At 59.5% G+C, this 20,879-nt stretch carries 17 protein-coding genes; 6 read left to right on the top strand and 11 right to left on the bottom strand.

Translation table 11 applies throughout. The annotated features are described in order from the left end of the window. The first annotated feature begins 253 nt into the window (after nucleotides 1–253). Both FTO60_RS06615 and FTO60_RS06610 read left to right on the top strand, forming a co-directional pair. Nucleotides 254–586 carry a TfoX/Sxy family DNA transformation protein gene (locus tag FTO60_RS06615; protein WP_148055217.1) on the top strand — a complete coding sequence of 111 codons (333 nt, stop codon included), beginning with the start codon at nucleotides 254–256 and terminating at the stop codon, nucleotides 584–586. Nucleotides 587–661: 75 nt separating this feature from the next. After that, on the top strand, nucleotides 662–1,153 hold the full coding sequence (locus FTO60_RS06610) for a lytic transglycosylase domain-containing protein (RefSeq protein ID WP_148055216.1): 492 nt from the start codon (nucleotides 662–664) through the stop codon (nucleotides 1,151–1,153). Nucleotides 1,154–1,400: 247 nt separating this feature from the next. Here the strand turns inward: FTO60_RS06610 and cysG are convergent, their stop codons facing one another. The 11 genes from cysG to ndk form a co-directional block, all read right to left on the bottom strand. Next, the gene (gene cysG / locus FTO60_RS06605) at nucleotides 1,401–2,798 is read right to left on the bottom strand and encodes a siroheme synthase CysG (RefSeq protein WP_148055215.1); all 1,398 of its coding nucleotides are present in this window, start codon (nucleotides 2,796–2,798) and stop codon (nucleotides 1,401–1,403) included. Then, nucleotides 2,795–3,730, bottom strand: coding sequence for a glycosyl transferase family protein (locus FTO60_RS06600; RefSeq protein ID WP_148055214.1), 936 nt, complete (start codon nucleotides 3,728–3,730; stop codon nucleotides 2,795–2,797). Before FTO60_RS06600 ends, cysG begins: the two co-directional genes overlap by 4 nt. Further along, nucleotides 3,727–6,303 carry a nitrate reductase gene (locus FTO60_RS06595; protein WP_148055213.1) on the bottom strand — a complete coding sequence of 859 codons (2,577 nt, stop codon included), beginning with the start codon at nucleotides 6,301–6,303 and terminating at the stop codon, nucleotides 3,727–3,729. The genes FTO60_RS06600 and FTO60_RS06595 overlap by 4 nt, the downstream gene beginning before the upstream one ends. Next, on the bottom strand, nucleotides 6,300–6,647 hold the full coding sequence (nirD, locus tag FTO60_RS06590) for a nitrite reductase small subunit NirD (RefSeq protein ID WP_148055212.1): 348 nt from the start codon (nucleotides 6,645–6,647) through the stop codon (nucleotides 6,300–6,302). Before nirD ends, FTO60_RS06595 begins: the two co-directional genes overlap by 4 nt. Next, nucleotides 6,644–9,076, bottom strand: a complete 2,433-nt coding sequence (nirB, locus tag FTO60_RS06585; RefSeq protein WP_148055211.1) for a nitrite reductase large subunit NirB — start codon at nucleotides 9,074–9,076, stop codon at nucleotides 6,644–6,646. Before nirB ends, nirD begins: the two co-directional genes overlap by 4 nt. Before the next feature lie 4 nt (nucleotides 9,077–9,080). After that, a complete protein-coding gene (locus tag FTO60_RS06580; RefSeq protein WP_148055210.1) occupies nucleotides 9,081–10,745 on the bottom strand; it encodes an ABC transporter ATP-binding protein in 1,665 nt (554 codons plus the stop codon). 43 nt (nucleotides 10,746–10,788) lie between these two features. Further along, nucleotides 10,789–11,862 carry an ABC transporter permease gene (locus tag FTO60_RS06575; protein ID WP_148055209.1) on the bottom strand — a complete coding sequence of 358 codons (1,074 nt, stop codon included), beginning with the start codon at nucleotides 11,860–11,862 and terminating at the stop codon, nucleotides 10,789–10,791. Between the two features lie 68 nt (nucleotides 11,863–11,930). Then, nucleotides 11,931–13,301 (bottom strand): CmpA/NrtA family ABC transporter substrate-binding protein, encoded by a 1,371-nt coding sequence (locus FTO60_RS06570; protein ID WP_148055208.1) that lies wholly within the window; start codon nucleotides 13,299–13,301, stop codon nucleotides 11,931–11,933. A 243-nt stretch (nucleotides 13,302–13,544) separates the two neighbouring features. Then, the gene (locus FTO60_RS06565) at nucleotides 13,545–14,687 is read right to left on the bottom strand and encodes an ABC transporter substrate-binding protein (RefSeq protein ID WP_148055207.1); all 1,143 of its coding nucleotides are present in this window, start codon (nucleotides 14,685–14,687) and stop codon (nucleotides 13,545–13,547) included. Continuing rightward, complete coding sequence (locus FTO60_RS06560) at nucleotides 14,684–15,268, bottom strand: ANTAR domain-containing response regulator (RefSeq protein ID WP_148055206.1); 585 nt, start codon at nucleotides 15,266–15,268, stop codon at nucleotides 14,684–14,686. The genes FTO60_RS06565 and FTO60_RS06560 overlap by 4 nt, the downstream gene beginning before the upstream one ends. Before the next feature lie 391 nt (nucleotides 15,269–15,659). Continuing rightward, a complete protein-coding gene (gene ndk / locus FTO60_RS06555; RefSeq protein ID WP_148055205.1) occupies nucleotides 15,660–16,082 on the bottom strand; it encodes a nucleoside-diphosphate kinase in 423 nt (140 codons plus the stop codon). Nucleotides 16,083–16,302: 220 nt separating this feature from the next. Here ndk and FTO60_RS06550 point away from each other — a divergent pair, with 220 nt between their 5' ends. The 4 genes from FTO60_RS06550 (at nucleotide 16,303) to FTO60_RS06535 (ending at nucleotide 20,866) form a co-directional block, all read left to right on the top strand. Next, nucleotides 16,303–16,776: a hypothetical protein gene (locus FTO60_RS06550; protein WP_148055204.1), complete on the top strand. Its 474-nt coding sequence runs from the start codon at nucleotides 16,303–16,305 to the stop codon at nucleotides 16,774–16,776. A gap of 233 nt (nucleotides 16,777–17,009) precedes the next feature. Then, nucleotides 17,010–18,338 (top strand): MFS transporter, encoded by a 1,329-nt coding sequence (locus FTO60_RS06545; RefSeq protein ID WP_148055203.1) that lies wholly within the window; start codon nucleotides 17,010–17,012, stop codon nucleotides 18,336–18,338. A 48-nt stretch (nucleotides 18,339–18,386) separates the two neighbouring features. Continuing rightward, nucleotides 18,387–20,240 (top strand): ABC-F family ATP-binding cassette domain-containing protein, encoded by a 1,854-nt coding sequence (locus FTO60_RS06540; RefSeq protein WP_148055202.1) that lies wholly within the window; start codon nucleotides 18,387–18,389, stop codon nucleotides 20,238–20,240. After that, nucleotides 20,237–20,866, top strand: a complete 630-nt coding sequence (locus FTO60_RS06535; RefSeq protein WP_148055201.1) for a MarC family protein — start codon at nucleotides 20,237–20,239, stop codon at nucleotides 20,864–20,866. The genes FTO60_RS06540 and FTO60_RS06535 overlap by 4 nt, the downstream gene beginning before the upstream one ends. Nucleotides 20,867–20,879 lie beyond the last annotated feature (13 nt).

The raw sequence follows: 20,879 nt of genomic DNA, 5'->3' as shown, positions 1-20,879 counted from the left end.
GCGCCCAAACCGGCGCCTCGGCCCCCAGCGCCGAAAACCATTCCCGTGCAGGGCCGCAAACGCCCCAGCCCCAAACCGGTTGTCTTTACGGATTTCGCCAGCATCTGACTGGCCGCGAACAACCCTGCGGTGCGCAGATCCTCCCCTCGCGCGGCGCAGATATGCAGACCAGACGGGCACGGTGCCCTTGGGTTTCTCCCCCCTTGCACCCGCGCCCTCTGGTCTTTTTTTGTGCCGACCCTAAACTGGGCGGATGGCAAGTATCACAACCATTCGCAACCTTGGCCCCGCGATGGCGGCCGAATTTGCCCGGGCCGGGATAACCACCGCCGCAGAAGTCGCCGCCCTGGGGGCTGACGCGGCTTACGGACGCCTTTTGGCCAGCGGCACCCGCCCGCATTTCATCGGATACTACGTGTTGGTCATGGGGTTGCAGGGCCGCGCCTGGAACGATTGCAAGGGCGCCGAGAAACAAGCGCTTCGCGTCCGTTTCGACGCGATCAAGGCCGCCCATTTTGACGCGGGGCGATCAGAGCTGCAAAACTTCATGGACCGGATCGGGCTGGTCGAGGTCAATAAATCCTGAAAGGCGCGCGATAATCCGCTGGGGCATTGGCCTGCGCTCTGGACGCGTGTGCCCTGCGCGGGCTAGGCATTTGTCATGATCAAATATATCGCCCTTATCGGCGTGCTGGTGCTATCGGCCTGCGCCCGCACGGACCCGCCTGCCCCGCCGCCTGCGGCCCTTGCGCTTTATCCCGGTGAAACGCCGGAAATCCGCGCGTTGATCGTGAAATACGCCCAGGTGCATGACATCCCCGAGGCGCTGATCCACCGCGTGATCCAGCGCGAAAGCGATTACCGTCCGCGCGCGCGTAACGGCCCCTATTGGGGGATGATGCAGATTCTTCCCGAAACCGCGGCACAGATGGGCCATCGCGGCCCGCCCTCGACGCTGCTGGATGCGGAAACCACGCTGATCTACGCGGGGCGGTATCTGCGCGGCGCCTGGCTGGTATCGGATGGTGATATCAACGAGGCGGTCATGTGGTATGCGCGCGGCTATTACTACGAGGCGCGCGACCGGTGCATGTTGGTGGAAACCGGATTGCGCACCCGCGAAGTGCGCCGCGACTGCCCGTCCCGCACTTAAAACCTGGCCCGCGCCGCACAAGGCGGGGTGGCAATTCTCTTTTGCTCAACCAGTGGTGTCGACCCTCGCACATCAGTGATTCACGGCGGCCGATTTTCCCAATTGCGCCAGCGGGCCGCAACACCAAGAAGGCCAAACTTCTATAGTCTGAAGCAGCCCTTGCGTGATGCCTTCGGGCGCATCGTCATGGCCATCTTTCGCGAAGGGCGCACTGACACCGGAGGGGAGAGAACTACGCAAACCTCGGTCACGCGACTGCGCAAGATCTGCAAGCAGCACGCGCGTCAAGCCGCTTGTTGCGCGGCCAGCGGATAAACAGCATCGCTTCGCCAGTGATCTCATGGGCCATTAACCTATCTTCAAGCGCGCAGAGTGTGCAGTTGAAAACAACCTGTTGTTTGCGTTGTGCCCTGGCGACGACCTGCACGTCCAGCCCTGCATCGGGGTGACTGCGGTCCAGCTGCGCCATGATCTGAGGGGCAGCGCCCACAGCCATATAGAGCGCGACGCAGGTTCCCGGTTTGAGGTCTTTGATCGCATCAGGAACAGCATAGCCTTGTTCTAGATGCCCCGTGGTCAGGACCAAGCTGTCAACGGCGCCGCGCTCTGTCAGGCTTTCGCCCAGGGTTGCCGCTGCGGCGCAGGCCGCCGTCACACCGGGAACGATTTCAAACGCAATGCCATTGGCCTTGAACGCATCGATTTCTTCGGTGCTGCGCGCAAACACACCCGGATCGCCACATTTGAGACGGACGACCCTTTGGCCACGCTGTGCCGCAAAGACCAAAGTCTGCGTGATTTTGTCCTGTGGCCAACTGTGGCATCCCGGGGCCTTGCCAACATAGATGCGTTCCGCGTCGCGGCGCGCAAGATCGAGGATTTCAGGGTCCAGCAGACGATCATAAAAGATCACATCTGCCTCTTGCAGGCGTTGCACCCCGCGCAGCGTGATAAGGTCCTTGGCCCCCGGTCCGGCACCGACAAGGCTGACGCTGCCGCCTTTGGTTGCACCGAACTCGCCTGTTGCGATGGCGGTCTTGATTTGCTTTGCCGCGTCCCGCTCGGCCCCGCTTGTGAACAGTTGGCGCGGTTGATCGTTGAACACCCAACGCCATAAATCGCGACGCGCGCGGGGCGCGAGGCGGGCAGCGGCCGATGCACGCAGGCGGCCAGCCAAAGCCGCCAGGTCGCCCAGGCGCGGTTCAAGTGTTTCCTCCAGTCTTGTTTTGATCTGGCGGGCCAGAACGGGCGCTGTGCCTTCGGTTCCGATGGCCACAACGACAGGGTCACGGTCTACAATTGACGGGGTTATCGCATCGCAAAGGTGCGGCTGATCCACGACATTGACCGTCGCCCCTGCCTCTTTTGCGAGCGCGTGTAACGCGCTGTCAAGGCCGGGACAGCCCGTTGCGATAAAGGTCAGCGCCGCGTTCGCGAAACAGGACGGAGTAACAGGGCCGATATGGTGATGCAGACGCCCCTGTGCGACAAGACCCGCCAATTCCGGATCAAGTGTCGGGGCGTAGACGTCAACCGAGGCTTCGGTTTTCAGGATCAGACGCGCTTTTTGTGCCGCTTGCTCGCCGCCGCCCAGGATCACAACACGGCGGCCTGCCATTTGAAGGAACATCGGAAAGGTTTTCATGCGGACAGGCTTTCATGTTGGTGTCGGGTTGCCCAAAGGTCTTGCGCCATGTCCTGCGCTTCGGCCACGGTTGGCGTGGCTTTCAAGGTCCACAGGGCGAGTGCGGCGGTGCCGGTAATGGTGGCAATGGCAAAGCGGTCATGTGACTTGCCATGCCAAAGGGCGTTGAGGTCGACAGGAGCATCGGCCTCGTGCAGGCGGCGTGTGTCATCGGCAATCGGGCGGGTTTTCTGCTTGATGTGCACACCATCGCGCAACCCGAAGGCGGTGATGTCCTTGGATGGATGGCGCTCGAATTCACCACCGCCGCCTTTGATGATGCAAAGCTGTTCTTGCCCCAGCATTGCGGCGGCTTGCGCCTGTAAACTGCGATAGGACGGGTGGAACACGCCTTGCACGGTTGCGGGGGCGTTTGATGGGTTCCACATGCGTAAAACTGTGTTGAAACAGGATCGCAGCCCGAACGTGTCGCGCAAGGCCAGTAAATCAAATGCAACCGGGCTAAGGGTCTCCAGCGGGAAATAGGCAACATTCGGCCCGACGAGGGGCAGCGCATCACGCACGGACGCCACCCCAGATTGGTGGGAATTCCAACCATGCATGGACACGCGATAGCCCGCTTGGCCGACCAGCGCTGCGGCCAGCAAAAACAGGGGTGCGCCGCGGCTACGGCCGGCGGCATAAGACGGCCAATCAAGGTCAGACCTGGGCAAGGCCCCATCGACATGCGCGCGCAGGGCTGCGGTAAAGCCCGCGATTTCCGCGGCGGTTTCTCCGCGCAAGCGCATCACCATCAAAAGCGCGCCAACCGCTTCGGGGGCGGCCTCCCCGTTCAGGATTATGCCCATCGCATCCTGCGCTTCATCCATCGTCATGGCCCGTGTGCGCCCCTTGCCGCGGGCGACGATCTGGACAAATGGGGCAAGGCTCATTGTGCCGCGACCCTGAGGGTCTGTTCCGAAAGCAGGGCTTTCAGCTCGGGCTTGCATGACCCGCAATTTGTTCCGGCGCAGGTGGCTTCGCCCAAAGCCGCGACGCTGTGCGCGCCCTCGGAAATAGCGCCCAGAAGCGTGTTGCGGCCCACTTTGAAACACGCACAGACCGTGGCACCTGCATCTGGCATATCAGCAGGGTTGCGCCCCGCAAGAGCGGCGAGCGGGGAGGTATTGCTGCCAATCAAGCCAATCACCGCCGTGCGTGACAATGTGACAGGTTCTGGCGAGGCAAAGAACAACGCAGTAATAAGACCATTGTGAACGATGGCTATGCGGACCACGCCAGTTGCGGCATCGCCCTGCACCGAGGCATCGCCCGTCGTTTGGCCGGACAAACGCCGCGCCTCGGCTTGCCAATCGTGCGGGGTTTGCGCGCTGGCAAGTTCGGCCTGCCAGCCTGTTTGGGTGCGGGCAATCGCTGCATAGGTCGTCTGCGGGGAAAGCGTTGAAGCGGTCGCGAGATATCCATACCACTTCGGCTTGAATTTCGTGGCGGTGACAGCGCCAGCTTTCAATGCAGGTTGGCCCGAAACCGGATCGGTGAAGGGGGCGACGAGGCTGTTGACAGGACTGCCCGCACTGCGCTTCCGTGTCCAATGCATCGGCGCAAACAATTGTCCCGGTGCCGTGCGAGGCGTGATCAGGACACGCAGGATCACGCCGCCATAAACGCTCTCAACGCGCAGAAGGTCGCCGTGCCCCAACTCTAACGCATGCGCATCTTCGGGATGAATTTCGACGTAGGGTTCGGCCAGATGCATCCCCAAACGCGCGGATTTTCCGGTGCGCGTCATGGTGTGCCATTGGTCACGATTGCGCCCGGTGTTCAAGGCAAAGCGGGTTTTGGTGAGGGTTGGCGCCTTCACGGCGATCATTCTGGCTTTGCCATCGGGGTGGTAAAATCGACCATCCGCAAAAAAGCGATGATCGTCGCGGGGCCATTGCGACGGGATCATTTCAGCATAATCCGCATCGGCAAAAATGCTCAGGTCCAGGTCACGCGGGAACTGAGAAGTAGCGGTATCAAGCGCGACATACTCGGCAAAGACATCCGACGGGGCGCGATAGTGAAACGCATCGGCAAACCCCATGCGCGACGCCACATCGCTCATAATCTGCCAATCAGGTCGCGCCTGTCCCGGTGCGGGCAAAAAGGCGCGTTGGCGCGACACGCGGCGTTCGGAATTGGTGACGGTACCATCCTTTTCACCCCACCCGGTTGCGGGCAGCAGGACATGCGCCAGATCATTGGTGTCCGTCTTTTCGATGATGTCAGATGTCACGACAAATGGCACGTTGGCGATCGCCGCTGCCACCCCGTCTGCATCGGGCAAAGACGCCGCCGGATTCGTTGAGATGACCCAAAGCGCCTTGATTTTGCCATTGGCACAGGCGTCGAACAAATCGACAGCCCTCAGGCCTGGCTGGGTGCAAATGGTCGGGCTGTTCCAAAACGTTTGCACGGCTGCACGATGATCGGCGTTGTCCAGCTCAAGATGATTGGCCAGCATGTTCGCCAGCCCGCCAACCTCGCGCCCGCCCATGGCGTTGGGTTGGCCCGTGATGGAAAACGGCCCCATGCCGGGCTTGCCGATGCGGCCCGTCGCCAAGTGGCAATTCAAGATCGCGTTTACCTTGTCAGTGCCCGACTCTGACTGGTTCACGCCTTGCGAATAGACGGTCACGACCTTTTCGGTCTTGGCCCAAAGTGACAAGAACAACTGAAGGTCTTGCGCACTTAATCCCGTGTCGGCGAGGTTTGATTGACCCGCCGCCGTCAGCGCTTTGTCCAATCCGTTCACATGGTTTGCGACAAACCCGTGATCCAAAGCCCCCGCCTTGGCGAGATGTGCCAACAGGACATTAAACAGCGCAACATCAGCGTCGGGTGCGATCTGCAAATGCAGGTCCGCCAAATCCGTCGTCGCTGTGCGGCGCGGATCAATATTGACCACGCGCATGTGCGGGCGTGCATCTTTGGCGGCGGCGATCCGTTGGTAGAGAACCGGATGACACCACGCCAGGTTCGATCCCACCAGCACAACCAAATCCGCTTCCTCAAGGTCGCCATAGATCCCTGGAACCGTATCCGTGCCAAACGCGCGTTTATGTCCGGCAACAGAAGACGCCATGCAAAGGCGCGAATTCGTGTCGATATTGGCCGCGCCGATAAAGCCTTTCATCAGCTTGTTGGCGACGTAATAATCTTCGCTCAGCAATTGGCCCGAGGCGTAGAATGCCACGCTTTCGGGGCCATGTTTTTGGATTGCTTCCGTGAACTTGGCGGCCACCAGATCAAGCGCTTCGTCCCAACTCGCCTTGCGGCCTTCGATCTTTGGGTGCAACAGGCGTCCTTCAAGATCAATCGTTTCGCCCAAGGCAGACCCTTTGGAACACAGCCGACCGAAGTTGGCCGGATGATCGGGGTCTCCCTTGATGGTCCCGTCCGCGCCCGCCAGCACACCGCAGCCCACGCCGCAATAAGGGCACGTGGTGCGGGTCAGGCTCATGCGGCAGACCCTTGAATGGATTGCGCTTGCAGCACCGCAGGGTCCAGCAAAATGCGCCCCTGTTCCACGCGGGCCGGATATGTGGCGACGCGTCCTTCGTCGGCGCCTTGCGCCTCACCGGTTTCGAGCGAGATCACCCAATTATGCAACGGGCATGTCACTGACTTGCCATGCACGATGCCCTCGGCCAAGGGGCCGGATTTGTGCGGGCATGCATTGTTGAGCGCGAACACCTCGTCCTCGCCCGTGCGAAAAACCGCCACGCAACCCAGCGCCGTTTTGACGACGCGTGCGCCGCGCTGCGGGATGTCATCAAGTGCCGCGATATCGATCCAGCCGCTCATTCTGCGGCCTCCAACGCGAGGGTAGCAAGGGGCTGGTAGCGCTCGACTTTGGTTTGCGCATGCTCGGCCCAAGGATCCTTGCGATAGATGGATTGGCTGAGGTCAAATCGCGTGGCGAGGTCCGCGCGGCTGTCCTGATCATCGACGATCCGTTCTTTGATCCAATCCAGGCCGACCTTGCCCATCCATTTGTAGATCCGGTCGAGATATTTGGCGTTCTCGCGGTAAAGCTGCGTGACCGCCTTGATCACGTATAGCGCTTCCTCTTGGGTTGGCACCTGCACCAGCAATTCGGTTTCGCGCACGTCCATGCCCGCCGCCCCGCCGATGCTGATCTGGTAACCGCTGTCGACGCAAATGATGCCGATGTCTTTGCACGTCGCTTCGGCGCAATTGCGTGGGCACCCCGATACGCCCAGCTTGAGCTTATGCGGCGTCCACGACCCCCACAGTTCCTTTTCAAGCTTGATGCCAAGGCCGGTGCTGTCTTGCGTGCCAAAGCGGCAATGGTCCGTGCCGACGCAGGTTTTCACCGTACGCAGCCCCTTGGAATAGGCATGTCCGGACACCATGCCCGCATCGTTGAGATCCGCCCAGATGGCGGGCAGGTCTTCGCCTTTGACGCCCAACAGGTCGATGCGTTGGCCGCCTGTAACCTTGACAGTAGGCACCATGTATTTGTCCGCCGCATCCGCAATTGCGCGCAATTCGTTGGGCGTTGTGAGTCCACCCCACATGCGCGGCACAACGCTGAATGTCCCATCCTTTTGGATATTCGCGTGCTTGCGTTCGTTGACGAACCGGCTTTGCGGGTCGTCCTGATACTCCAGCGGCCAATCGGCCAGCAGATAAAAGTTCAACGCGGGGCGGCAGACATGACAGCCGCAGGATGTTTTCCACCCGCATTCCTGCCAAACCGCAGGCATCGACGTCAGCTTTTGTGACTTAATCATGCGGCGGACATCTTCGTGCGTCATGTCTGTGCAGCCACAGACCGAGGCCGCGGCGGGCGCGACGAAATCATCGCCCAAGCGAACCGCCAGCACTTGTTCGACCAGCCCCGTGCATGTCCCGCAGGACCCGGATGCTTTGGTGGTTGCCCGCACGCTGCCCAGATCAGAGGCACCCGCTGCGATCGCGTCTTCGATTTGCCCTTTGCAGATACCGTTGCAGCCGCAGATCTCCGCGTCACGCGGTAAGGCTGCAACAGCCGCTAAAGGGTCCAGGGGGGTCCCCCCTTGATAGGCTGGGCCGAAGATGAGGGTATCGCGTATCCCGGCGATGTCGGTCTTGTCGCGGATCAGACCAAAGAACCAGTTGCTGTCAGATGTATCGCCATACATGACGGCCCCCACCAGCACGTCGTCCTCAACCACAAGGCGGCGGTAAACGCCGCGCCCGGGATCGCGAAATACGATATCCTCGCGCCCTTCCCCTTGCGAAAAATCACCCGCGCTAAACAGATCGCATCCGGTGACCTTCAGCTTGGTCGACAGCTCTTTCGCCACAAAGGCGTCCGGTTCATCCATCAGCGTCTTTGCGACCACCTTGGCCTGATCATAAAGTGGGGCGACCAGACCAAAAAGATGGCCGTCAAATTCGATGCATTCGCCGACGGCAAGAATATCAGGGTCAGAGGTCTGCATCTGCGCGTTGACCTCGATCCCGCGCGCAACCTCAAGCCCTGCATCATTTGCAAGCCGGGTTTCGGGGCGAATACCGACGGCCATGACAACCAGATCTGCTTCCAGCCCAGTGTTATCTTCAAGCATCACGCCTTCAACGTGACGATCACCCAGGATGGCGGCGGTTGACGCCTGACAGATCACCTTGACGCCCTTGTTCTGCAAATCACGCCGCAGCAGGAAGCCGGCACTTTCATCAAGCTGTCGCTCCATGAGATGGCCCATGAGGTGCAGCACCGTCACCTCCATGCCGCGTTCGGTCAGGCCCGCCGCAGCTTCCAGCCCCAACAGGCCGCCGCCAATGACAACAGCCTTGCCGCCTTTGGCTGCCGCCGCGATCATCGCATTGGTATCATCAAGATCGCGGTAGGTGATGACTCCCGGCAAATCCTTGCCCTGCACCGGAATGATGAAGGGGGCCGATCCTGTGGCGATCAGCAGTTTGTCGTAAGGCACGGTGCCATTCTCGCCCGTGACTGTTTTGGCGCTGCGATCAATCGCGGTCACATGCTCTCCGAAGCGGCAGGTGACACCATGATTTTCGTACCAATCAGCATCATGGGTAACGATATCATCATATGACTTTTCACCCGACAAGACGGGCGACAGCATGATTCTGTTATAGTTCCCGCGCGCTTCGGCGTTAAACAGCGTCACCTCATAATCTGCGCCCGCATCGAACAGGTGTTCCAACACCCGCCCCGAGGCCATTCCTGCGCCAATGACGACCAGTTTTTGGGTCATGTTCTTACTCCGCTGCGATGGCGTTGGGTTTTGATTTGGGCGTTGCGCCATGCTCATACGCCTCAAGAAAATCGAGCACTTCCTGCCTGTAGGCATAGTAATCCGGGTGTTCGAGCAGCGCTTTGCGGGTGCGTGGGCGCGGCAGGTCTACATCCGTGATTTTGCCAATTGTCGCGCGCGGTCCATTCGTCATCATGACCACACGATCTGCCAGTAGTATGGCCTCGTCCACGTCATGCGTGACGCAGATCGCAGTGACCTTGGTGCGCGACCAGACCTCCATCAAGACCTCTTGCAGTTCCCAGCGTGTCAGGCTGTCAAGCATCCCAAAGGGTTCATCGAGCAACAGCAATTTGGGCGACAAAGCAAAGGCGCGCGCAATACCCACACGCTGCTTCATCCCGTTCGAGAGGCTTGCGGCCCCTTTGTCCATGCTGTCGGCAAGCCCCACACGTTCAAGATAGTATTCCACCACGTCCTGTCGTTCGGCCTGCGAGGCGCGTGGGTAGACCTTGTCGACGCCGATCGCGACGTTCTCTTTGGCGGTCAGCCACGGGAACAGATTGGGCGATTGAAACACAACGGCGCGTTCGGGGTCGGCCCCTTCAACGTTCCAACCATCCAAGCGGATGGCGCCTTTGGAAATCTCATTGAGTCCTGCCGCCATTGTCAACACGGTGGACTTCCCACAGCCCGAATGCCCGATCAGCGAGATAAACTCGCCTTTGTTGATCTTCAGGTCGAAATTCTCAACGACGGTCAGCGGCCCTTTGGGCGTGGGATACACCTTGTCGAGTTGAGAGAAATTCAGGAACTTTTCTTCAATCGCACCTTCCTGTGCCTTGGCGACAACTGCGGGAACAGCGTGGATTGGTGTCACATCGGGCAATATGCGTCCGCCTTCCACCTTCGCGGCAATACCGACATCCATCAGAAAATTCGTTACTTGCCCGCGCAGTTTTTTGAACGTGGCATCGCTGTTCATCGCGACGCGATCGCGCGGGCGCGGGATATCCACCTTGAATTCATTGCCCAAGGTGCCATCCGGGTTCAGCGCAATGATGCGGTCGGCCAGAATGATAGCCTCGTCCACGTCATTGGTGATCAGAACGCAGGTCTTTCTATCCTTGTCCCAAATCGCCTCGATCTCATCTGCCAGATTGGCGCGGGTCAGCGCATCAAGCGCGGACAGCGGTTCATCCAGCAGCAGGACTTCGGGGTCCATCGCAAGGGCGCGGGCAACGTTCACCCGTTGGCGCATCCCGCCCGAAAGTTCCGCAGGGCGGCGGGTGGCGGCGTGGCTCAGGCCGACCATATCAACGTAGTGGTCAACCTTGGTAGCGCGGTCTTGTCTGCCCAGGTTGGGAAACATCGTATCCACCGCCAAAGCCACATTTCCAGTCACAGTCAGCCACGGCATCAAAGAATAGCTTTGAAAGATCACACCGCGTTCCCGACCCGGTTCAGTGATCGGCGCGCCTTTGAACGTCACGGCACCAGCGGTGGGCGGTTCCAGCCCCGCCATCAGGTTGATCAGTGTCGTCTTGCCGGTGCCGGAAAACCCGAGGATGACCACGAATTCACCTGCTGCCACATCCAGATTGATGTCTTTCAAAACCGGCACATCACCATAGCTTTTTGAGACGCCTTTGAGGGAAAGAATGCTCATCGTTTTTCCTTTGTGCGCGATCGCTACGCTTCTTGCGCGCGGGCTACCGGTTGTTTGAGAATGTGAACATGGATTGCAGAGCATACATCACGCGATCCAAGAGGAAGCCGATGATGCCAATCGTAAAGACCGCGACCATGATCCGTGCCAGCGATTGCGATGATCCGTTTTGGAACTCATCCCAGACAAATTTGCCCAGGCCCGGGTTTTGCGCCAGCATTTCGGCCGCAATCAACACCATCCAGCCGACCCCAAGCGACAGACGCAATCCGGTAAAGATCAACGGTAGCGCGGACGGCAAGACCAGTTTGGTGATCTTGGTGTAGGTGTTCATTTTCAGAACGCGGCTGACCGAAACAAGGTCTTTGTCAATGCTGGACACACCAAGTGCCGTATTGATCAGCGTTGGCCACAGCGAACACAGCGTCACGGTCACGGCCGAGATCAGAAAGGATTTCGAGAACATCCCGTCATTGGTGGTGTAGACCGCTGAGACCACCATCGTGACGATCGGGAGCCAGGCCAGAGGCGAGACAGGTTTGAATATCTGGATCAGCGGGTTGAGGGCGGCGTTTGCCGTCACTGACAGACCCGCCGCGATACCCAGTGGAATGGCAAAGATAGACGCGATCAGAAAGCCGAAGAATACCGTTTTGATCGAGGTCCATATCTGATCGTAATACGTTGGTTTGCCCGTATATACCCGGTCGCGAACTGCGTCGGGGTTGCCTTCGGCTATGGCCTCGGCGTTGCGCGCGTCCTGGCGTTCATAAAAGGCGGTGGCTTTTTCACCTTCGCGAAGGGCGTCTTGATGCAACTCTCCCACCTGTTCCCAGACCTGAACCGGTCCGGGCACGGCACCCAGCGATGTTTGCACCCGTGGGGCCAGTGTCGCCCACATCATCAGGAAAATCGCGATGGCCAGTAACGGCACCCCCAACAGCCGCCAGATTTCACCCATCTGCGCGCGCGGATTATCACCCGCTGCGGCCTTTAGAACGGGCGTGAGCCACGACAGACCCAAAACGCGAAACCACGCATCGGCCTTGTTGATGCGCGCGAAACGGCGGGCGCGGCGGTCTTCTTGGTCAAGTGTCTGGGGATCAATCGCGGTCATATCTGGGTCCAGCTACTGGTTTTGAAAGGGGTCTGACCCCTTCGGCAAAGGCCGAAGGGGCCGTTTGATTAGCCTTGGATTTCGCTATCAACGACGGTCTGGCCGGACTTCAAGCCGATGGGCAGGCTGTCGATGTAGGCGTTGGGCGCGCGGCCGTCATAAGGAATGGCGTCGATGATATCGCTGGCCGGTGTCGGTTCTTTGAAGCCATCACTGTCCCATGGGAAATCCGCTTCATTGGCCAAGCCTTCGTCAACCAGCAGACGTGCGGCCTCAAGGTAGATGTCGGGGCGATAAACCTCGGCAGCGGTCTCGAAATACCAGTCATCTGGCATCGTTTCAGGGATTTGGCCCCAACGACGCATCTGCGTCAGATACCAGATCGCGTCTGAATAGAACGGATAGGTCGCATTGTAGCGGAAGAAGACGTTGAAATCAGGTGCAGGGCGTACATCGCCTTTTTCAAACTCGAAGAAGCCGGTCATGGAATTGGCGATGACCTCGGCATCTGCGCCGACATATTCAGAGCGCGCCAAAATCTCCACTGCCTCTTCGCGGTTGGCGTTGTCGTTTTCATCAAGCCAGATCGCCGCGCGAATCAAGGCCTTGGTCATCGCGATTGTGGTGTTGGGATAGGCCTCGGCGAATTCATCGGTGATGCCAAAGACCTTTTCTGGATTGTTGCTCCACATGTCGTAATCGGTGATGACGGGGACGCCGATCCCTTTGAACACGGCCTGCTGGTTCCACGGCTCGCCCACGGCGTAGCCATAGATCGTGCCTGCTTCCATCGTCGCAGGCATTTGCGGCGGAGGCGTCACCGAGAGCAAGACATCCGCGCCGATCTGACCCGAGATATCTTGTGGGCTGTAATAGCCAGGCTCAAGGCCGCCCGCGGCCAACCAATAACGGATTTCGTAGTTATGGGTTGAGACGGGAAAGACCATGCCCATGTTGAACGGCTCACCGCGATCAAGGTAGTCCTCAACCACAGGCGCAAGCGCGGCGGCGCTGATCGGGTGCTGGGGGCGGCCGTCCTCCATCAGTGGCACGTTCGGACGCATCTCGTCCCAAATCTCGTTGGAAACCGTGATGGCGTTGCCATTCAGGTCCATCGAAAAGGGCGTGATGATATGCGCCTCTGTGCCGTAACCAATCGTGGCGGCCAATGGTTGACCGGCTAGCATGTGGGCACCATCCAGTTGGCCGCTGATCACACCATCCAGCAAAACCTTCCAATTGGCTTGTGCCTCCAGCGTGACGAACAAGCCCTCGTCTTCGAAATAGCCAAGCTCATAGGCGACGGCCAAGGGGGCCATGTCGGTCAGCTTGATAAAGCCAAGGGTCAGGTCCTCTTTTTCAAGATCGAGGTTTTGCGCAAAGGCGGCCGGCGCAATGAGGCAGCTGGTGGCAAGCAATACGGATAACGTCTTTTTCATTTTGGAGTCCCTTTGTGGTCCTGTCGAAAAACAAAAAAGCCGCACGTCGAGATCACGGGGGAGGAGGTCCGTGGTCTAAACGAGCGGCTTTGCTCTGAGAAAATGCACCCCGTCAGTGGCGGTGCGGTGTCGGCTTCGTTGCCTCTTGGCCTAAACGTGACGCAAGACGAGTCGGCGTTTCAATTCTTTTTTCTGCATCGCCGCATTAAAATTGCCGCAATGCAGTATGTGCTCAAATGTTCATCACCTTTGCCCGCTGAAATCAAATGTCCTGCCGTCAAAATAAGCATCCGGCGCAAGAATCATTTGACCGCGCGACGATGCGACAGCCGTTGCAACTTGCAACGACCCTTCTTCTTTTTCAGACGCGCCGGGCATGTCTGCGCCAGCATCAGCAAGGTTTTTCCGGTATAGATCCGAGCGAAAACAGTCTTTGGCCCGCTCCAGGCCCGCAGCATCCGCACCCAACTGATGCGCGATCCATGCGGCCTGACTGCGCCACGGAAAGTTTGCGGCGTGGTTATGGAACTGCACAAATCTATCGACCTTGACCGGAACCGCCCCCAACTTGGGCGCTATGCGCCCGCTTAATGCCGGATCGATAAGGTCTATTGGCATACTAAGGTGTTCGCTGCGGCCCAGAACCTCAACCGCGAGCGGCGTGTTCCTGGGCGTGTCCAGCCATGCTGCCGCCTGTAGGACTGCGCGCATCAATCTGGCCGCGATATCGTCATTTTGTTCAATCCAATCACGCCGCGCGGCAAGGACTTTTTCAGGGGCGAACTGCCAGACATCGCGCCCCGTCATCATCAGCTGCGCGACACCGCGCTGCACGGCGGCACTGCCCCAAGGTTCCCCAACCCAGAACGCATCGACAAAACCGTCAGCCACAGCATCCGCCATGCGCGATGGGGGCACAGTGATGACCTCAATGCGCGGGTTCGGCGCCGCAGTGGTCCAATAGGACAGCAACAATCGGTGCATGGAGTGGTGAAACGGCACACCAACGCGTAAAGGCTCGTGCAGGGTTGTGGTCAGTGCTGCCAAAAGCGCGTTTGCGTCGCCAAACGCAACATCCCCGACACGCGCAGCGATCGCGTTGGATAGCCCAAAGACGGTGCCGTTCACCGACAGAACCATCAAGGCATCGATTTCTGCCGGAAGCCCCCCCATCCCCAGCGACATCGCGACGGGCATCGGTGCCAACATATGTGCGGCATCCAGATACCCCAGCGCCAGCATATCGCGCAACGCTGACCAGGAAGGCTGGCGCACAAGGTTAAGCGCAAGCCCGTGATCCGCCGCAAACCCGAGTTCTTTGGCGACAATCAAAGGCGCGCTATCTACCAGCGGAACATACCCGCAATTCAGGACCGCACCATTCATGCCAAAAGATCCGCGGCCATAACCAATGCGTGCGCAACATCTATCACCTTGCGCCCTTGGCTCATCGCCGTTTTTCGCAACAACGTATAGGCCTCGTCCTCACCAATCTGGCGTTGCCCCATCAATATGCCTTTGGCACGGTCAATGGTCTTTCGGTCTTCCAGCGCTTGTTTGGCCGCATCGAGTTCGGACTGCATTTGGCGCATGAACCCGAACCGCGCGATCGCGGTTTCCAGAACCGACTTGATGCGCTCCATCTTGAGACCATCGACAACATAGGCGCTGACACCCGCATTGAGCGCCGCCTTGGTCAAGGCGTCGTCCGTCTGATCGACAAACAGGGCCACTGCGCGTTTTGTCGATTCCGTGGCGTGGGAAATGTGCTCAAGCGTGTCGCGATCAGGGTTGGCCAGGTCAATCAGGACGATATCTGGCGCAAAGTCTTTCACGGTCCTCTCAAGAGCTGAGATTTGCGCGACCGCTTTGACATCAGACCAGCCCGCCGATGCCAGTGCATCGATAATGTCACGCGCGCGGTCGGGGTCCGGTTCAACAACAAGGATGCGTAAGGAGGTGGCCATGCGCTGTAATTGAACTCCCTGTCGCGAAGGTCAATTTCAGACGTGTATTCTCCACCGCATTTTTGAGGTCACCCGCCTATGGAAAAGGCACGACCGTGCGATATGCCTAATCCCGGTGCGTTCCGCAAAGAATGGCAGAAGATTATCAGGAGAGCGCCAACCGGCGTTGCAATAACGCGCCGTGATAGGTTCGTCCCACTGCCTGTCTTGGGGGCGTCCATACCCGACGACACCGCGCAAGTGTCGATGCGTTCAGTCACTGTGTTTTTCAATTGAAACGGCGCGCAACGGTCGCTCGCAACATCAGGCGCGAGCGACCGCTTGTTTTTCGCATGCAATACGGGGTCATAACGTATCAGGGTGGTCAGTTTGCCTGACCTCTGACAGTGGCTTAGCCGACCAGTTCAAGACCCGAGAAGAAGAATGCGATTTCTTCGGCTGCGGTTTCAGGTGCGTCTGACCCGTGGACCGAGTTTTCGCCGATCGAGAGCGCGAATTCCTTGCGGATCGTGCCGTCAGCCGCATCGGCAGGGTTGGTGGCGCCCATGACTTCGCGGTTTTTCGCGATGGCGTCTTCGCCTTCCAGAACCTGCACGACGATCGGTTCGGAGATCATGAATTCACAAAGCTCATCAAAGAAGGGACGTTCGGCGTGGACACCATAAAACTGCTGCGCCTGGGCCAGTGTCAACTGAATGCGCTTGGAGGCGACGATGCGCAGGCCGGCCTCCTCGAACTTGGCGGCGATCTTGCCGGTCAGGTTGCGTTTGGTGGCGTCGGGTTTGATGATCGAAAAGGTGCGTTGGATAGCCATGATGGACCTCATAGGGGTTGAATGATTTGGGGCGCTGCTAGCATGGGTGCTGAGGGTTGGAAAGATGTGATCTGCGGATATCGCCGGTGACGGGGCACGACCCTTGCCGCCTCAGGCTCACGTCCCTTGGCGCTGCATTCCTTTGAAAAAGTTGCGTGTTTGCCAGTTTTGCGAAACACTCTGCAGGTATTTCCTTTTTGAGAAAGACCATCTTATGCAAATGACTCACGCAGCACTTGCCATCACGCTCCTTGCAACTTCCGCCGCCGCGCAGGAGACCTATCGCTTCACACTCACCACCGAGGGGCAGTCGAGCTCCACATTCACACCGCTCTCCGGCGATCTTCAGTTGTGGTCCGGGACCAATACGCAAGAACTGGTCGAATATACGGCGGAACATCCATCATACGTCCCACCGAAGACTTGGACGTGCAATAGTAGCTTCGTCATTGTCCGCGGTATCCCAAGTGGCGAAGGACACTGCCTGATGGAAAATGTTGACGGTGACCGGTCGATCATTGCCACCTCCGTCACCCATGTTTCAGAAGGCCGGAATGCTGGTACTTGGTACTCGATTGGTGGCACTGGTGCCCAGGAGGGCGTTCAGTCCCGTGGCACCTATTACAGTATCTATTCCCCAGCATCAGGCCGGATCATCACCACGGTTGAGGGTCAGGTCACGCTAAACGAGTAACGTTTCACTGGCAGTTCCTGCTTTCTGGTCGGTTGGCGTCGATTCCGCGGCACCGCGCCCGAACGAATGCAAATGCTTGCGGCCTTTGCTGCGGACCAAAGTGCAACTTACTCCAGTTGGCAAACCGACCTGCGCAAATTGCTCACCTACTCGATTGACGCCGCCGCGCCGTTCTGGTTCTGCCCGCCATGAAAAGACGTGATCGCATCTGCGTGGCGCGCTAGCCTTACGACATGCTTTCGATTCTGCGTAATCCCGCGTTCGGGCGTCTGTTTTCGGCCCAGGTGGTGGCCCTTGTCGGCACTGGCCTTCTGACCGTGGCGCTGGGTCTGCTGGCCTATGATCTGGCCGGCCCGCGCGCGGCCTCGGTGCTTGGTCTTGCCTATGTGATCAAGATGGTGGCCTATGTCGGCCTTTCGCCGGTTTTTTCGGCGCTGTTCGCCCGCCTGCCGCGCCGCCGTGTGCTTGTCGCCGCTGATCTGGTGCGCGCGGGGGTCGCGCTGTCGCTGCCCTTCATCACCGAAGTCTGGCAGATTTATCTGGCGATCTTCGTGCTGCAATCCGCCTCGGCCAGCTTTACCCCCGCCTTTCAGGCGACGATCCCCGATGTGCTTCCCGATGAAGACGACTATACCCGCGCGCTGTCGCTGTCGCGGCTGGCCTACGATCTTGAAAACCTGATCAGCCCGGCCTTGGCTGGTCTTTTGCTGCTCGTCGTCAGTTATCACTGGCTTTTTGCGGGCACCGCCTTGGGCTTTGCGCTCTCGGCGCTCCTGGTGGTCACGACCCGCCTGCCCGCGCCCATCCCGACGCGGGACCGCCCGTTTCACGACCGCCTCACACGCGGTGTGCGCATCTATCTGGCCACACCGCGCCTGCGCGGGATGCTGGCACTGGTGTTGACGGCTGCAAGCGCCAGCGCCTTTGTGATCGTCGATACCGTTGTGCTGGTGCGCGACACATACAACGGCAGCGAGGCCGATGTCGCGACCGCGCTTGCCGCCTTTGGCGCGGGTTCGATGTTCGCGGCCATTGCCCTGCCGCGCCTTTTGCGCCGCACGGGCGACCGCCCCGTGATGCTTATCGCTGCGGCGGCGCTTGCGGGCCTTCTGGCAATGCATGGTATCTGGCAATCCCTCGCGCGGCCCGACTGGATCGCGCTGCTGGTGCTCTGGGCCGCCTTTGGCATCGCCTATGCGGCAATCCTCACGCCTTCGGGGCGGCTTTTGCGGCGATCCTCGGCACCTGATGACCGCGCAGCCCTGTTCACCGCGCATTTCGCACTGTCGCACGTTTGCTGGCTGATCGCCTATCCGATCGCGGGCAGCGCGATGACACGCCTTGGCCCTGCGCCGACACTTCTTATCCTTGCGGCTTTGGCGTTTGCGGGGCTTCTGGCTGCGCTTTATCTCTGGCCCCGCGCCGCCGACGGGCCGCTACCGCATTCTCACCCCGACCTGCCTGCGTCCCATCCGCACCTGCGCGCATATGGACAGGGCGCGGCCCATGCCCACGCAATCGTGCTAGATGATGAACACCGCGTCTGGCCAACTCACGGCTGACCCTCAATCCCCGTTGACGCCGCCGCGCCGCTCTGGCACTGCCCGCCCATGTTACGCATCACAGACATCAGTTATTCCATCGACGGGCGTGTCCTGATCGAAAATGCAACGGCCGTCATTCCGACGGGCCACAAGGTGGGCCTTGTGGGGCGCAACGGCACGGGTAAGACAACCCTGTTCAAGATGATCCGTGGCGAGCTGATCCTTGATACGGGCGAAATAACCCTGCCCCGCGGCTGGAAGATTGGCGGCGTCAGCCAGGAAGTGCCCGGCAACGAGGTCTCGCTAATCGACACGGTGCTGGCTGCGGATGTGGAACGTGCCGACCTGCTGGCCGAGGCCGACACCGCCACCGATCCCGCCCGCATCGCCGATATCCAGACCCGCCTTACAGACATTGACGCCTGGAGCGCGGAGGCGCGCGCCTCAAGCATCCTCAAGGGGTTGGGATTCACGGATAGCGAGCAAAAACAACCCTGTAGCGCATTTTCCGGTGGCTGGCGGATGCGCGTGGCCTTGGCGGCCGTGCTGTTTTCGGAACCCGATCTGCTGCTGCTGGACGAACCGACCAACTATCTTGATCTCGAAGGCGCGCTGTGGCTCGAAAACTATCTGGTCAAATATCCACACACGGTCCTGATCGTCAGCCACGACCGCGAATTGCTGAACCGGTCCGTCGGCGGCATCCTGCATCTGGAAGACAAGAAGCTGACCTATTACACCGGCCCTTACGATAGCTTCGTCAAGCAACGTGCTGAAAAACGGTCACTTTTGGTTTCAGCCGCCAAAAAGCAAGAGGCCAAGCGCGCCCATCTGGAAAGCTTCGTGAGCCGCTTCAAGGCCAAGGCTTCAAAGGCGAAACAGGCGCAATCGCGCGTCAAGATGCTGGAAAAGATGGAAACCATCCGCGTGCCCGAAGATGCGGCGCGCACGGTGTTCACGTTCCCACGTCCCGAGGAACTGTCACCGCCGATCATCGCGCTGGAAAACGCATCAACGGGCTACGGCGAACATGTGGTTTTGCGCGATCTGAACCTGCGCATTGATCAGGACGATCGCATCGCCCTTCTAGGGCGCAACGGTGAAGGAAAATCCACACTTGCCAAGCTGTTATCGAACAGACTTGAAGTGATGGACGGGCGTCAGGTCAGCAGCACAAAACTGCGGATCGGCTTTTTTGCCCAGCATCAGGTGGATGAATTGCGCGTCGAGGAAACGCCGCTGCAACACCTGATCCGCGAACGCGCCGAGGAAGGTCAGGCCAAATTGCGCGCCCGTCTGGCGGGCTTTGGCCTGATGGCGGCGCAGGCCGAAACCGAGGTCGGACGCCTGTCAGGTGGGCAAAAGGCGCGTCTGTCGCTGTTGCTGGCCACCCTGCCCGCGCCGCATCTGCTGATCCTGGACGAACCGACCAACCACCTTGATATCGAAAGCCGCGAGGCACTGGTCGAGGCCCTGACCGCCTATACCGGCGCGGTCATTCTGGTCAGCCACGACATGCACCTGTTGTCGATGGTCGCAGACCGGCTGTGGCTGGTCAAGGACGGTCATGTCAAACCCTACGACGACGATTTGCAGGCCTATCGGCGGATGCTGTTGACGCCCGACAAACCTGCCAGTGACAAACCGAAACCTGTCAAACCCGCCAAACCCAAGGCGACCCGCGAACAGGTCATGGGCTTGCGCGCGGATGTGCGCAAATGCGAGGATCGCGTCACCAAGATCAACGACATGCGCGACAAGCTGGCAAAAAAGCTGGCCGATCCGGTGCTTTACGAGGACGCGCGCAAGGGCGAGCTGGAAACATGGAACCGCAAATACGCCGAAGTGATGGATGGGCTGGGCAAGGCCGAGGCCATGTGGATGGCCGCACTCGAACGGTTGGAAGCGGCTGAAAAATGATGGAAACCGCCGCCCTGATCACTGCCTTTACCACGCTGTTCGTGATCATTGATCCGCCGGGATTGGCACCGCTGTTCCTTGCCTTGACCCAAGGCATGACAGGGCCACAGCGCCGCGCGATTGCCATTCGTGCCAGCCTCGTTGCCATTGGTATTCTGCTGGGCTTTGGTCTGTTTGGCGAAGCCCTGCTGGGGTTTATCGGCATTTCCATGCCCGCGTTTCGCGTGGCGGGGGGCGTGTTGTTGTTCCTGACGGCCTTGGACATGCTGTTCGAGCGCCGCCAGAAACGCCGCGAGGACACCGCCGAGGAAGAAGAAGCCGAGCCGGATCATGATCCGTCGGTTTTCCCGCTGGCCGTGCCGCTGATCGCTGGCCCTGGTGCCATTGCGACGATGATCCTGTTGGTCGGGCAAACCGAAGGCGCGCTGGGGTTTGCGGCCCTTGTCGCTGTGCTGCTGGCTGTCATGGCGATCAACTTTGCCTTCTTCATGGCCTCCGGCCTGATCGAACACGCACTTGGCAAGACCGGTATCAACGTGATCACCCGCTTGTTGGGGATGCTGCTGGCCGCCCTCGCGGTGCAGTTCATTTTGGACGGTCTGCGCTCTTTTGGTTTTGCTGCCTAAGCCCTATATCTGA

Origin of the sequence: Octadecabacter sp. SW4 (assembly GCF_008065155.1) — a bacterium.
Classification (GTDB): Bacteria; Pseudomonadota; Alphaproteobacteria; order Rhodobacterales; family Rhodobacteraceae; genus SW4.
Note: the sequence above shows the minus strand (reverse complement) of the source record. Positions and strands in the feature narration are given on the sequence as shown.